Origin of the sequence: Variovorax sp. 54, from assembly GCF_002754375.1 — a bacterium.
Taxonomy (GTDB): Bacteria; Pseudomonadota; Gammaproteobacteria; order Burkholderiales; family Burkholderiaceae_C; genus Variovorax.
This window is the reverse complement of record NZ_PEFF01000001.1, coordinates 4,790,549-4,803,501: the sequence shown is the minus strand read 5'-3', so window position 1 is coordinate 4,803,501 and position 12,953 is coordinate 4,790,549. Positions and strand designations below refer to the sequence as shown.

General features: G+C 67.0%; 13 protein-coding genes. 3 read left to right on the top strand and 10 right to left on the bottom strand.

Annotated elements, in window-relative coordinates; translation table 11 throughout:
* The first annotated feature begins 93 nt into the window (after window positions 1-93).
* The 3 genes from CLU95_RS22135 to CLU95_RS22125 are packed head-to-tail and all read left to right on the top strand — an operon-like array spanning window position 94 to window position 3,809.
* Window positions 94-1,359, top strand: coding sequence for an Hsp70 family protein (locus CLU95_RS22135; protein WP_099795576.1), 1,266 nt, complete (start codon window positions 94-96; stop codon window positions 1,357-1,359).
* A gap of 7 nt (window positions 1,360-1,366) precedes the next feature.
* A complete protein-coding gene (locus CLU95_RS22130; RefSeq protein ID WP_099795575.1) occupies window positions 1,367-1,903 on the top strand; it encodes a YgjP-like metallopeptidase domain-containing protein in 537 nt (178 codons plus the stop codon).
* A gap of 19 nt (window positions 1,904-1,922) precedes the next feature.
* Window positions 1,923-3,809 (top strand): glycosyltransferase family 2 protein, encoded by a 1,887-nt coding sequence (locus CLU95_RS22125; RefSeq protein ID WP_099797432.1) that lies wholly within the window; start codon window positions 1,923-1,925, stop codon window positions 3,807-3,809.
* On the opposite strand, the gene nagZ is transcribed toward CLU95_RS22125, so the two are convergent.
* The 10 genes from nagZ to lepA are packed head-to-tail and all read right to left on the bottom strand — an operon-like array spanning window position 3,779 to window position 12,692.
* Window positions 3,779-4,876: a beta-N-acetylhexosaminidase gene (gene nagZ / locus CLU95_RS22120; protein ID WP_099795574.1), complete on the bottom strand. Its 1,098-nt coding sequence runs from the start codon at window positions 4,874-4,876 to the stop codon at window positions 3,779-3,781. The two genes, CLU95_RS22125 and nagZ, sit on opposite strands and share 31 nt — an antisense overlap.
* 44 nt (window positions 4,877-4,920) lie before the next feature.
* Window positions 4,921-5,313: a holo-ACP synthase gene (gene acpS / locus CLU95_RS22115; RefSeq protein ID WP_099795573.1), complete on the bottom strand. Its 393-nt coding sequence runs from the start codon at window positions 5,311-5,313 to the stop codon at window positions 4,921-4,923.
* Window positions 5,310-6,089 (bottom strand): pyridoxine 5'-phosphate synthase, encoded by a 780-nt coding sequence (locus tag CLU95_RS22110; RefSeq protein ID WP_099797431.1) that lies wholly within the window; start codon window positions 6,087-6,089, stop codon window positions 5,310-5,312. Before CLU95_RS22110 ends, acpS begins: the two co-directional genes overlap by 4 nt.
* Before the next feature lie 26 nt (window positions 6,090-6,115).
* Window positions 6,116-6,991, bottom strand: coding sequence for a DUF7164 domain-containing protein (locus tag CLU95_RS22105; protein ID WP_099795572.1), 876 nt, complete (start codon window positions 6,989-6,991; stop codon window positions 6,116-6,118).
* 44 nt (window positions 6,992-7,035) lie between these two features.
* Window positions 7,036-7,809: a DNA repair protein RecO gene (gene recO, locus CLU95_RS22100; protein WP_099795571.1), complete on the bottom strand. Its 774-nt coding sequence runs from the start codon at window positions 7,807-7,809 to the stop codon at window positions 7,036-7,038.
* 1 nt (window position 7,810) lies between these two features.
* Window positions 7,811-8,776: a GTPase Era gene (era, locus tag CLU95_RS22095; RefSeq protein WP_099795570.1), complete on the bottom strand. Its 966-nt coding sequence runs from the start codon at window positions 8,774-8,776 to the stop codon at window positions 7,811-7,813.
* 7 nt (window positions 8,777-8,783) lie between these two features.
* Window positions 8,784-9,470, bottom strand: a complete 687-nt coding sequence (gene rnc, locus CLU95_RS22090) for a ribonuclease III (protein WP_099797430.1) — start codon at window positions 9,468-9,470, stop codon at window positions 8,784-8,786.
* A 20-nt stretch (window positions 9,471-9,490) separates the two neighbouring features.
* Window positions 9,491-9,862 (bottom strand): DUF4845 domain-containing protein, encoded by a 372-nt coding sequence (locus CLU95_RS22085; protein WP_099795569.1) that lies wholly within the window; start codon window positions 9,860-9,862, stop codon window positions 9,491-9,493.
* Window positions 9,863-9,903: 41 nt separating this feature from the next.
* The gene (gene lepB / locus CLU95_RS22080; RefSeq protein ID WP_099795568.1) at window positions 9,904-10,869 is read right to left on the bottom strand and encodes a signal peptidase I; all 966 of its coding nucleotides are present in this window, start codon (window positions 10,867-10,869) and stop codon (window positions 9,904-9,906) included.
* Window positions 10,870-10,880: 11 nt separating this feature from the next.
* Window positions 10,881-12,692 carry a translation elongation factor 4 gene (gene lepA, locus CLU95_RS22075; protein WP_099795567.1) on the bottom strand — a complete coding sequence of 604 codons (1,812 nt, stop codon included), beginning with the start codon at window positions 12,690-12,692 and terminating at the stop codon, window positions 10,881-10,883.
* Window positions 12,693-12,953: the final 261 nt, after the last annotated feature.

The window sequence follows — 12,953 nt, the reverse complement described above, 5'->3', positions numbered from 1 at the left end:
GACGGCTTCCGGGTGGGGTGGTCATTGGGCCGCAGTCTATCGCGCGCTCCGGCCGACCCTCTACACTCTTGGGCCCTCCGATTTCCTGCTTGAATGAATCCCCTACGCACCCCGGCCATCGGCATCGATTTCGGCACTTCGAATTCCGCGGTCTCCTACGCCTCCCCCGGCGAGGCCGCACGCCTGCTGCCCATCGAAGGCAGCGCCACCACCCTGCCGACCGCCCTCTTCTTCAACGCCGAGGACCGCAGCACGCACTTCGGCCGCGACGCCATCGCGCTGTACCTGTCCGGCGTCGAAGGCCGGCTCATGCGCTCGCTCAAGAGCCTGCTCGGCAGCCCGCTGATGCAGGAGAAGACCGCCGTCTATGACGGGCTGGTCAGCTTCGAGGACATCATCGCGCGCTTCCTGCACGAGCTGGTGTCGCGCGCCGAACGCGAACTGGGCCAGCGCCCCGAGCGCGTGGTCATCGGCCGCCCGGTGCATTTCGTCGACGACGACGCCAAGCGCGACCAGCGCGCCGAAGAAAGCATGCGCCACGCCGCGCGCGCCGCCGGCCTGCGCGACGTGTCGTTCCAGTACGAACCCATTGCCGCGGCCTTCGACTACGAGCAGCGCGTCACGCGCGAGTCGCTGATCCTGATCGTCGACATCGGCGGCGGCACCTCCGACTTCACCGTGGTGCGCCTGGGCCCCGAGCGCATGGCGCGCGCCGACCGCGCCGACGACGTGCTGGCCACCAGCGGCGTGCACATCGGCGGCACCGACTTCGACCAGCGCCTGAACCTGGAGCGCGTGATGCCGCTGCTCGGGCTGCGCCATCTCGGCGCGAGCGGGCGCGAGGTGCCCAGCAAGGTGTTCTTCGAGCTGTCGTCCTGGCACCTGATCAACTGGCTCTACGCCCCGAAGGCCGTGCGCCAGGCGCGCGAGCTGCGCACCAGCTACAGCGACCGGCAGCTGCACGACCGCCTGATGACGGTGCTCGAGGAACGCCACGGCCACCGCATCGCCAGCGAGGTCGAACAGGCCAAGATCAACGGCTCGGTCAGCGACGCCGAGGTGCAGATCGACCTGTCGTGCATCGAGACGGGGCTGGTTTCGGCACTGACGCCGGCCGACATGGCGCAGCAGCTCGCGGCGCCGCTCGAGAACGTGGTGGCCTGCGCTCACGCCTGCGTGAAGCGCGCCGGACTGCGCAGCGGCGACCTCGACGCCATCTACCTCACGGGCGGCTCGTCGGCCCTGCGCCCCTTCCAGCGGGCGCTGCGCGCGAGCTTCGCCGGCGTGCCGCTCATCGAAGGCGACCTGCTCGGCGGCGTGGCGGCCGGGCTCGCCTATTCGGCGCGCACGGCGGGGTAAGCCGCCGATGAAGTACCTGTCCGCGTACCCGCCCGCGCTGCTGGCGCAGGTGAGCGAGCTGATGGCCGCCGACAAGCTCGGCGCCCTGCTGCGCGGGCGCTACGCCGGCCTGCACGACATCCGCACCGACCGCGCGCTGTACGACTACGCCTGCGAGCTCAAGGGCGAGTACATGCGCAAGGCCGAGCCCCTGGCCAAGGCGGTGTTCGACAACAAGCTGCACGTGGTGCGCCATGCGCTGGGCACCCACACCACCATCGCGCGCGTGCAGGGCAGCAAGCTCAAGACCAAGCGCGAGATCCGCGTGGCCAGCCTGTTCAAGACCGTGCCGCTCGAATGGCTGCGCATGATCGTCGTGCACGAGCTGGCGCACAGCCGCGAGAAGAACCACGACAAGCCCTTCTACGCGCTGTGCACGCACATGGAGCCCGAGTACCACCGCTTCGAGTTCGAGCTGCGGCTGTACCTGACATACCTGGAGGCGGGGGGCGCACCGCTGTGGCCCGCAGCCGTGGGTGCGCCAGGCGCGCCGGCCGCAGACTGACCCGGTACAGTCGTCGCCCATGACCCTGCCACGGCTGAACTTCACGTCACTGTCCGAAGACGCAGTCTGCGGCGACATCGTGCGGACCTACCGGCTGGCGGCGGAGCGGCTGGGCTACCCGACGACCTACGCGCCGGCGAATGTCGATCCGAGCGCGATCAACATCCTGTTCTTCTTCTGGAACTTCCCCTGGAAGAGCCTCGAGCCGTTCCACCCGAACTGCATCGTCGTCAACTTCGAGCCGATGGTCGAAGGCACGCACGCCTGGAACGACCGCTACCTCGACCTGCTCCCGCGCTGCTACGTGTGGGAGTACAGCAAGACCAACTTCCAGCGCCACCGCGAACTCGGCTACCAGAACGCGGACTACGTGCCGCTCGGCTGGGAACCCGACGCCGCGCGCATCCTGCCGTGGTCCGAGGTGCTGCCCGAAGAAGAGCGCGACATCGATGTCTGCTTCTTCGGCTCGTTCACGCAGCGCCGGATCGACGTGCTGGAGGCGCTGATGGCGCGCGGCCTGCGCGTCGAGATGACGCGCGGCGGGTTCTGGACCCAGGCCGAGCGCGAAGACCGCATGCGCCGCGCCAAGGTCATGCTGAACCTGCACAACTGGGAAGAATCCCGCGTGGTCGAAACGCCCCGGCTGTCGATCCTGCTGCGCCACCGCAAGGCCGTGGTCTGCGAGCTCTACCCCGACAGCGAGGTCGATCCCGCCTTCCGCGACGCAGTGGTGGGCGTGCCCTACGACCAGCTGGTCGACACCGTGGTCGCGCTGGTCGCCGATGCGCCGCGCCGCGCGCAACTCGAACGCGACGGGCTCGACAAGCTCCAGCGGGCCTTCGCACCACCGGACATCGGCCCCGCGCTGGAACGCTACTTCGCGTGGCGCGCCCAGCAACCCGACCGCGTGCCGCCCGTGGCGATGCCGCGCGTGACGGTCTGTCTGACACCCGACGGCAGCCGCGACGACTGGCTGGAGGACCTGCGCGACTGGACGGCACAGACCGACGTAGCACTGGAGCTGGTCGTGGTGGCGGCGGGTCTGCCTGCAGCGGCCGAAAGCGAGGCGCGCGCCATCGCCCCCAACCTGCGATGGATCGCACTGCCCGTGGCCTGCGACCGCGCCACCCTGCGCAACCTCGCGCTCGCACAGGCCACCGGCGACCACGTCGTCTTCGCCGATGCGGGCGACTGCGCCCTGCCCGGCCGCCTGCAGCGCCAGGCCGCGCTGCTCGCCGCCTGCCCCGACCTGGACATCGTCGGCTGTTGGAGCGAGACACTGGCCGGACCGCTGAAATCCGCCCAGCGGCATGACGAGATCGTGGCGGAAGCCTTGGGCTCCGAGCCGCTGCAGCTGTCGGCCTGCCTGGTCCGCCGTGGCTTCCTGGCACGCACCGGCGTGCGCCACGACCCCGAGTTCGCGGTGCACGACGACCTGCAGATGCTCTGCCGCTGCATCGTGGCCGGCGCGCGCTTCGCGGTCATGCCGGAAGTGCTGCACCGCCCCGCGCCGGTCGCGCCGCCGACCGACCTCGCGCACGCCGCCTCGCTCGCCATGCGCGCGCGGCGCGCGGTGCTGCGCCATCTGCTGCCGCGCAGCCGCGTGGAAGACATCGATCTGATCGCCCAGCTCTACGCGCACCTGTGGCCGCCGCAGCGCGACTTTGCCGAACAGCTGCTGCGCGCCGTGGCGCACGCCTGTGCCACGCCTGCTGGCACGCCGCGGATCGACGCTGAAATGCTGACGCGCGCGCTGCGCACCGAAGCGCTGCGGCTGCTGCAGGTGTTTTTCCAGGCCGGCCTGGCCGACAAGCCCTGGCTGGAGTCGCTGTTCGAGACGCCCGAGGTGGCCGTGTTGCTCGGCCCCGCAGCGAATCAGCTGCCGGTGCGGCCCTTCCGGGACTGAGCGCCGGCCAGCAGGCGTTGCGCCTGTACGTAGCGCGTCGAAGCCGTGAGCGCCTGCCAGTCGAGTGGCTCATCGCCCGGTAGCAGCGACCGGCGCCGCGCTTCGCTGGCCGCATCGCCCTGCCAACGCCCGTCGGCCGCCGCGGCGGTGAAGCCGTCGAGCATTTCGTCGAGCGGCCGGCCTTCGCCGATGCTCTGGTTGCACAGCAGCGCCAGGTCGCAACCCGCCGCGAGGGCCGCCAGCACAGCATCGGTATAGCTCAGCAGTTCACCGTCGATGTAGCGCCCCGCCTCCATGCTCAGGTCGTCGCTGAACACGGCACCGTCGAACGCGAAGCGCTGGCGCAGGATTGCCTTGAGCCATCTCGACGAGAAACCCGCCGGCCGCTTGTCGACCTTCGGGTAGATCACATGCGCGGGCATGACGGCCGCGAGCGTGCCTGCCAGCCAGTCGTAGGGCTGCGCGTCGTCGGCCAGGATGGCCTTGAGGCTGCGCCGGTCGACCGGAATCTCGACGTGCGAGTCGGCCTGCACGAAGCCATGCCCCGGAAAGTGCTTGCCGCAGTTGCGCATGCCCATGTGCAGCATGCCGTGCATCACGCTCTTGGCGAGCAGCGCGACCACGCGCGGGTCGCGGTGAAAGCTGCGGTCGCCGATCACGCTGCTGCCGCCGTAGTCCAGGTCGAGCACGGGCGCGAAGCTGAAGTCGACGCCGCAGGCCCGCAGCTCGCCGGCCAGCACCTGCCCAGCGGCGGTGGCGACCTGCGTGGCGCGCAGGGCATCGCGCATCCACAGTTCGCCCAGGCTGCGCATCGAGGGCAGCCGCGTGAAACCGTCGGTGCGAAAGCGCTGCACGCGGCCGCCTTCGTGGTCGACGCAGATCAGCAGGTCGGGCCGGATCGCCTTGATCTCGGCATTGAGCGCCGTCATCTGCGCGCGGTCCTGCCAGTTGCGGGTGAAGTGGATCACGCCGCCCACATGCGGGTTGGCAAGGCGCCGGCGGTCGGCTGCGGTGAGTTCGGTGCCAGCCACATCGATGAGAAGCGGCGCGTGGTTCAGTTCGGTCATGTCTGTCGATCGGTCAATCGGTCGGCGTGGCGCCGGAGCTTCGTTCAGGCCTTTTCCACCACCACGAAGCTGGCGGCGTACTCGGTTTCGTCGGTGACGGTCACGTGCGCCGTCAGGCCCTGTGCCTCGAACCAGTCTTTCAGCTCGCCGTGCAGGACGATCACCGGCTTGCCGCTGCGCAGGTTGGCGATCTCGCACAGGCGCCAGCTCATCGGCATGCGCATGCCCAGGCCAATGGCCTTGCTGAAGGCTTCCTTGGCGGAAAAGCGCGTGGCGAGGTAGCTCAGGCCGCGCTTGGGCCAGCGCGCGGCGCGGGCCTGCCAAATGGCGAATTCGGCATCGCTCAACACCTTGCGGGCGAAGCGCTCGCCCTGGCGCTCGAAGGTGGCCGCGATGCGGCGCACATCGCAGATGTCGGTCCCGATGCCGTAGATCATGCGGCGTCGGCGATGCAGCGCAGGTAGTCGCGCGTGGTGGCGGCGTACCCGAGTTCGAGCGCATCGGCGACGAAGGCATGGCCGATCGACACCTCGTGCACGCCGCGCACCGCGCGCAGGAAGGGCGTGAGGTTGTCGCGGCTCAGGTCGTGGCCGGCATTGACGCCCAGGCCCGCCGCGTGGGCGGCCTGCGCCGCGGCCACGTAGCGCGCGAGCACGGCGGCTTCCTGCGGCGTGCCGCGCGAAGCGGCGTAGCCCTCGGTGTAGAGCTCGACGCGGTCGGCACCCACGGCCTTGACGGCGGCCATCATCTCGGGAATCGGGTCCATGAACAGGCTCACGCGCACGCCCAGCGCCTTGGCTTCGGCGATCAGCGGGCGCAGACGCTCGGCGTCTTCGGGGAAGCTCCAGCCGTGGTCGCTCGTCGACTGGGTTTCGCTGTCGGGCACGAAGGTGGCCTGGTGCGGCTTCAGGTCGCGCACGAAGTCCATCAGGTTGTGGAAGGGGTTGCCTTCGATGTTGAACTCGATGGCCGGCCAATCGCGTGCCAGCAGTTCCGACAGGTCGCTCACGTCATGCCCACGAATGTGGCGCGCGTCGGGGCGCGGGTGCACGGTGATGCCTTGCGCGCCTGCGGCCAGACAGGCCTGGGCGGCGCCCACCACGCTCGGGATGCCGAGGTGGCGCGTGTTGCGCACCAAAGCCACCTTGTTGAGGTTGACCGACAGGGCCGTGGTGGTGCGAGGGAGGTAGGAGGTGCCGGAGGTATCGCTCATGGACGCAATCGCTTTCTTCTCTTCGTTCATGCGCCGCCCGCGCCGGCCCGGAGGTCGTCGGTGGGGGTGACGGCAAGCCAGTGACAGTAGCCGCCGAGCGTCGTCCTGTCGATGTCGCCGGGCGCCATGTGGTCGTAGGCGCCGGCACGGAAATGATGTTTCGACCAGTACTGGTCGGTATGCCAGCCGTGGATGTGCAGCACGTCGCCGCCCAGGGTGCGGTCGGCGTACGGCAGGTGGTCGAGCAGGCCCAGCGAGCAGCGCTGCGGGTAGGTGCGCCGCAACGCCAGCTCGCCGGCGTACATGGTGAGCACGTTCTTGCACCAGCCGGGCCACTCGCCCTGGAAATCGCGAAACTCCTCGTCGAGCAGCTTGTGGCAGTAGTCGAGCTGGGCCTGCACGAAGTTGCCCACGAACTCGGTCGGTCCGAGCACCGAGGCGCCCACGTTGTGCAGCCCCGAATGCGGAAAGCCCCAGCGCGCGCTGCACTCGGACAGCTTGCGGCGAACCTCTTCCTGGTACGCATAGGCGCCGAAGCCGAAGCACAGGCCGGTCGGCTCGAAGCTGGCCAGCGCCGGCGTGACGAAGGTGTCGCAGTCGGTCTTGAGGACCGCGTCGTAGTTGCGGCACACGGCGAGCACCGCCGGGTCGCACAGGTTCGCGATCGAATTGATGTAGCCGTAGCCCGCCCACTCGGCGTGCTGGTCGGCATAGGGCAGGCCCGAAATCACGACGATGCGCTCGTCGGTGGGCAACTGGGCGATGACGTTCGGGTGGCACACCGCGATCAGCTCGCCGCCGCGCGCAAAGACGCCGGAGACGATCATGCTCCGGTACAGCCAGTGGAACTCGTCGACGATTTCTTTCTTGTCGTCGACGTAGACGAGGACACCCAGACGCATGGCTTCGGTTCTCAGGTTGGCGTTTCGATCGATCGCGCGCCGGACTAGAGCGCTTGCAGGTCTCTCATCATCTGCCGCGTGCGCAGCGTGGTCACGCCGCAATGGTAGTTGAGCAAGGCGCGCAGCTGGTTGCGCAGGGCACTGTTGCTGCCGGCGTTCATGGTCGCGACCTCGCGCAGGGTGGCAGTGAACGGCGTGCGGTCGTCGAGCACATCCTGAAGCGCCCGCCAGTCGGCACCGGCCAGCGCGGCCTCGTCCTTGGCCGCCTGCCGCAGGCCGGCTTCGGGCACGAGGCAGTAGCGCGTGCGAGCCGCCAGCGGCTCCAGGGTGAGCGTCTGCACGTCGAGCGAAGGCAGCAGGCCGACCGAACGCAGCAGCAGCAGCTCGAAGGCGCGCAGTGCGGCGGCCTGCGTCGCCGCCTGGGCGCCCGCGTGGTCGCCGGCCAGCACCTGCACCACACCGGCATAGGCGTCGAACAGCGCCTCGTGCGCGTCGTCGCGCGCCAGCAGGCGCAGCAGCAGTTCGTTGACGTAGTAGCCCGAGAGCAGCGCCTCGCCGGTCGGCATGACGTGGCCGCCCATCCACTCGGCGCCTTTCAGCGTGCGGATCTCGGCGTCGCCGCCGTAGTTGAGCTGCAGCGGCTGCAGCGGCAGCAGCACCGGACGGAAATTGGAACTCGGCCGCTTCGCCCCCTTGGCCACGAGCGCGATGCGCCCGTGGTGGCGGGTGAAGACCTCGAGGATCAGGCTCGACTCGCTCCAGTCGTAGCGATGGAGCACGTAAGCCGGTTCATGCGAAACGCGATGTGCGGCGGCCACTTCATTCGTAGCCGAACGAACGGACGCGGGCTTCGTCGTCGGCCCAGCCGGAGCGCACCTTCACCCACAACTCCAGGAACACCTTGGCGTCGGCCAGCTTCTCGAGCTCGACACGGGTTTCCATGCCGATGCGCTTGATGCGCTCGCCCTTGTCGCCGATCACCATGGCCTTGTGGCCGTCGCGCTCGACCACGATGGTGGCGGCGATGCGCAGCAGGCGCTTCTGGCCCTTCTTCTGGGGCGGCTCTTCCTCGAACTTGTCGATGATGACGGTCGAGGTGTAGGGCAGCTCGTCGCCTGTCAAACGGAACAGCTTCTCGCGCACCAGCTCGCCAGCAAGGAATTTCTCGCTGCGGTCGGTGAGTTCGTCCTCGTCGTAGAACCAGGGCTGCTCGGGCAGGTACTTCTCGCAGATGCCGAACAGACGCTCGACGTCTTTCGCGTTCTTGGCCGACATCGGCACGAATTCGGCGAAGCTGTGCTTGGCCTGCATGGTCTGCAGCCAGGGTGCGATGTCTCCGCGGCGGTGCACGTTGTCGAGTTTGTTGGCCAGCAGCACGGTCGGGATGCCCTTGCCGAGCAGCTTGAGCACGCGCTCGTCGGCCGGCGTGAAGCTGCCGGCCTCGACCACGAACAGGATCAGGTCCACATCGCCCACCGCGCCCTGCACGGTCTTGTTGAGCGACTTGTTCAGCGCGTTGGCGTGCAGGGTCTGGAAGCCCGGCGTATCGACGAACACGAACTGCGTGGCCCCGATCGTTCGCATGCCGGTGATGCGGTGGCGCGTGGTCTGCGCCTTGCGCGAGGTGATGCTGATCTTCTGACCGACCAGCGCATTGAGCAGCGTCGACTTGCCCACATTGGGCTTGCCGACAATGGCGATCAGGCCGCAGTGCTGCGGCCCGGTGGCAGGCGTGTCGCCTGCGGTGTCTTCGGGTTCCGCTTCGGGATTAATAACGTCGTTCATTCTGATTTCACGCGGCGCCGCGTGCCTTGAGCCGGATCAACATGGCGGCCGCGGCAGCTTGCTCGCCGGCGCGGCGCGAGCCGCCGATGCCGCGCTCGCGAAGGCCCAGCTCGGGCACCTCGCACTCGACATCGAAGGTCTGCTTGTGCGCTGCACCCAGCGTCGCTGCCACGCGGTACACCGGCAGCTTCATTTTGTGGCCCTGCAGCCATTCCTGCAATTCGGTCTTCGGGTCTTTCGCGGCGGCGTCCATGCGCGGATTGATCTCGACCGCCTCGTAGAGCCGATGCACCAGCGACTGCGCGGCCGCGAAGCCGGCGTCGAGGTAGACCGCACCGATCAGCGCTTCGAGCGCGTCAGCCAGGATGGAGGGCCGGTTCGGGCCACCCGAGCGGGCCTCGCCTTCGCCCAGGCGCAGCAGCGGCGACAGCGCCAGCCCCAGCGCGAGCCGGTGCAGCGTGTCCTGCTTGACCAGGTTGGCCCGCACGCGCGACAGGTCGCCCTCGGGCAGTTCCGAGAGACGGATGTACAGCAGGTGCGAGACGGCCAGGTTCAGCACCGAGTCGCCGAGAAACTCGAGGCGCTCGTTGTGGTCGGCCGAGAAACTGCGGTGCGTGAGCGCGAGCTGGAGCAGCCGCGGGTCCGAGAACGTGTACTGAAGGCGCGCCTGCAGCGCGACGAGGCTGCCGTCCACCTTCTTGTGCGACACCGCGGTCAGCGGGACGCGCCCTTGTATTTGAGCGTCAGGTAGGCCGGCCCGAACAGGGGGATCTCGCGTTCGTACGCATACGACACGACGACCTTGTCGCCCACCTTCTTGATCTCGAGGTCTTTGCCGCTGACCGACTTGAAGTCGTCGATGGCCTGGGCGCGGTCGAAGATCGCGCGGATCTCGGGCACCGTCGCGCCTTCCTTGGCCTTGTTGGCAGCCTTGTCGATCGCCTGCCATTCGATCAGCGTCGGAATGACCTGCGCGACGACGACGCCTGCGCAGGCCAGCACCACCGCGACGAACAGCAAACCGATGAAAGAGATGCCGCGCTGGTGCGCGGCACTGCCACGGATGGACCGACTGTTGGTTCTCATGCCCTCTTACCCCTCGAACAGTGTCGTTGACTGTTGATTAATTATTGAAACGGACCGATGCGACCGAGATCGCCGAAGTTCATCCAGACAAAGAAGGCCCTGCCCACGATGTTCTTGTCCGGCACGAATCCCCAGAAACGGGAATCGGCCGAATTATCGCGGTTGTCGCCCATCATGAAGTAGTTGCCTTCGGGCACCTTGCACACCACGCCTTCAACCGAGTAGCGGCAGTTCTCGCGGAACGGGAAGTCGCTGGCGCCCGGCACGAAGGCGGGGGCGTTCTCGTCGTTGAGGATCTTGTGCTGCTTGCCGCCGAGGTCTTCGTTGAACTGCTTCAGGATGCGCATCGACTCGCCATCGAGGTAGTCGGCGATCGGGGCCTTGCCCACCGGCTGGCCGTTGATCGTGAGCTTCTTGTTCAGGTAGGCCACTTCGTCGCCCGGAATGCCGACCACGCGCTTGATGTAGTCCATGCTGGGCTTGGGCGGGTAGCGGAACACCACCACGTCGCCGCGCGCCAGCGGCGTGCCGTCGGTGAGCTTGGTGTTGATGACCGGCAAGCGAAGGCCGTAGGTGAACTTGTTGACCAGGATCAGGTCGCCGGTCAGCAGCGTGGGCATCATCGAGCCCGAGGGAATCTTGAAGGGCTCGTACAGGAACGAGCGCAGCAGGAACACCACCAGGATCACGGGGAACAGGCCCGCGGTCCAGTCGAGCCACCAGGGCTGCATCAGCAGGCGCTCGCTGGCCTTGGCGTCGGTGGTGTCGACCTGGGTGATGCCCTGCCCTGCCAGCCGCGTGTTGCGCTCGGCGATGGCGCTGTCGAGTGCGGCGGCGGCACGTTCGCGCTTCGGCAGGAAGTAGAAGCGCTCGGCCAGCCAGTAGACCCCGGTGACCACCGTGGCCACGAACAGCAGCAGCGCGAAGTTGCCTTCGAGCGCGCCGAAATACCAGGCGCCGACGTAGCTGGCGAACGCCGCGAGAACCAGGGTGGTGAGGTATGCCATGTTCGTGGTGATCAGTCTTCGACTTGCAGAATCGCGAGGAAGGCCTCTTGCGGGACTTCGACGGAGCCGATCTGCTTCATTCTTTTCTTGCCCGCCTTCTGCTTCTCGAGCAGCTTCTTCTTGCGGGAGATGTCGCCGCCGTAGCACTTGGCGAGCACGTTCTTGCGAAGCGCCTTGATTGTCTCACGCGCAATGATGGTGACCCCGATGGCCGCCTGGATCGCCACGTCGTACATCTGGCGCGAAATGATCTCGCGCATCTTCGAGACCACGGCCCGGCCGCGGTACTGCGACTGGCTGCGGTGCACGATGATCGACAACGCATCGACCTTGTCACCGTTGAGCAGGATGTCGACCTTCACCACGTCGGACGCGCGGTACTCCTTGAACTCGTAGTCCATCGAGGCGTAGCCGCGGCTCACCGACTTCAGCTTGTCGAAGAAGTCGAGCACGATTTCGCCCAGCGGCATCTCGTAGGTCAGCATGACCTGGCGGCCGTGGTAAGCCATGTTCAGCTGCACGCCGCGCTTCTGGTTGGCCAGCGTCATGACGGAGCCGACGTATTCCTGCGGCATGTACAGGTGCACGGTGACGATGGGCTCGCGAATTTCCGCCATCTTGCCGACGTCGGGCATCTTGGACGGGTTCTCGACCATGATGACTTCGCCGTCGTTGCGCACCACCTGGTAGACCACGCTCGGCGCGGTCGTGATCAGGTCCTGGTCGAACTCGCGCTCCAGGCGCTCCTGCACGATCTCCATATGCAGCAGGCCGAGGAAGCCGCAGCGGAAGCCGAAGCCGAGCGCCTGGCTTACTTCGGGTTCGTAGCGCAGCGACGAATCGTTGAGCTTGAGCTTCTCGAGCGCATCGCGCAGTGAGTCGTACTCGCTGGCTTCGGTCGGGTACAGGCCTGCGAACACCTGCGGCTGGATTTCCTTGAAGCCGGGCAGCGCCTCGGTGGCCGTGGCGGCCGCACCGCCGGTGCCGGGCCGGATCAACGTGACCGTGTCGCCGACCTTGGCCGCCTGCAGCTCCTTGATGCCTGCAATGATGTAGCCCACCTCGCCGGCTTCGAGCGAAGGGCGCGGCTCGTTGCCGGGCGTGAACACGCCGACGCTGTCGGCGTTGTACATCGCACCCGACGCCATCATCTTGATGCGCTCACCCTTCACGAGGCGGCCGTCGACCACACGCACCAGCATGACCACGCCGACGTAGGCGTCGAACCAGCTGTCGACGATCATCGCGCGCAGCGGGCCGTCGGGATTGCCGCGCGGCGCGGGCATGCGCGCGACGATGGTCTCGAGAATCTCGTCGATGCCGACGCCGGTTTTTGCGGAGCACGGAATCGCGTCGGTCGCGTCGATGCCGATCACGTCTTCGATTTCGGTGCGCGCGTTGTCGAGGTCTGCGTTCGGCAGATCGATCTTATTGAGCACCGGGATCACTTCGACGCCGAGGTCGAGCGCGGTGTAGCAGTTGGCCACCGTCTGCGCTTCGACGCCTTGCGATGCATCGACGACGAGCAATGCGCCTTCGCATGCCGACAGCGAGCGACTCACTTCGTACGAGAAGTCGACGTGGCCCGGCGTGTCGATCAGATTGAGGTTGTAGACCTGTCCGTCGCGTGCCTTGTAGTGCAGCGCGGCGGTCTGCGCCTTGATGGTTATCCCACGCTCTTTTTCGATGTCCATCGAGTCGAGCACCTGCGCTTCCATCTCGCGTTCAGCGAGACCGCCGCAACGCTGGATCAAACGGTCTGCGAGTGTCGACTTGCCATGGTCGATGTGCGCAATGATCGAAAAATTTCTGATGTGATTCATCAACGGGAACGCTTAAGTACTTGAATTGGCTCGGGCGCCGAGGGGCGGGGCCAAGAAAAAAGGGCGCGTCTTCTGGAGACGCGCCCTGAACCAACAAGCAATGGCAACTGCAGTAGTTGGAACTTCATTGTAGGCAAAAAGGGAAGCACGTACATCCGGGAACAGGGTCCAAAGGGCTCGTTGCAGGTCCACAACATCAAAGATACAAACAGGTTATCCACAAGATAGGTGGAGCACTCACTGAACAACTTGTGGGCGATC

What these genes read in the sequence shown, in the direction of transcription:
- era (WP_099795570.1), bottom strand. Translation starts at nt 8,776, where the DNA reads ATGAACGACGTTATTAATCCCGAAGCGGAACCCGAAGACACCGCAGGC.
- CLU95_RS22125 (WP_099797432.1), top strand. Translation starts at nt 1,923, where the DNA reads ATGACCCTGCCACGGCTGAACTTCACGTCACTGTCCGAAGACGCAGTC.
- CLU95_RS22135 (WP_099795576.1), top strand. Translation starts at nt 94, where the DNA reads ATGAATCCCCTACGCACCCCGGCCATCGGCATCGATTTCGGCACTTCG.
- CLU95_RS22105 (WP_099795572.1), bottom strand. Translation starts at nt 6,991, where the DNA reads ATGCGTCTGGGTGTCCTCGTCTACGTCGACGACAAGAAAGAAATCGTC.
- acpS (WP_099795573.1), bottom strand. Translation starts at nt 5,313, where the DNA reads ATGATCTACGGCATCGGGACCGACATCTGCGATGTGCGCCGCATCGCG.
- nagZ (WP_099795574.1), bottom strand. Translation starts at nt 4,876, where the DNA reads ATGACCGAACTGAACCACGCGCCGCTTCTCATCGATGTGGCTGGCACC.
- CLU95_RS22110 (WP_099797431.1), bottom strand. Translation starts at nt 6,089, where the DNA reads ATGAGCGATACCTCCGGCACCTCCTACCTCCCTCGCACCACCACGGCC.
- CLU95_RS22130 (WP_099795575.1), top strand. Translation starts at nt 1,367, where the DNA reads ATGAAGTACCTGTCCGCGTACCCGCCCGCGCTGCTGGCGCAGGTGAGC.
- lepB (WP_099795568.1), bottom strand. Translation starts at nt 10,869, where the DNA reads ATGGCATACCTCACCACCCTGGTTCTCGCGGCGTTCGCCAGCTACGTC.
- lepA (WP_099795567.1), bottom strand. Translation starts at nt 12,692, where the DNA reads ATGAATCACATCAGAAATTTTTCGATCATTGCGCACATCGACCATGGC.
- CLU95_RS22085 (WP_099795569.1), bottom strand. Translation starts at nt 9,862, where the DNA reads ATGAGAACCAACAGTCGGTCCATCCGTGGCAGTGCCGCGCACCAGCGC.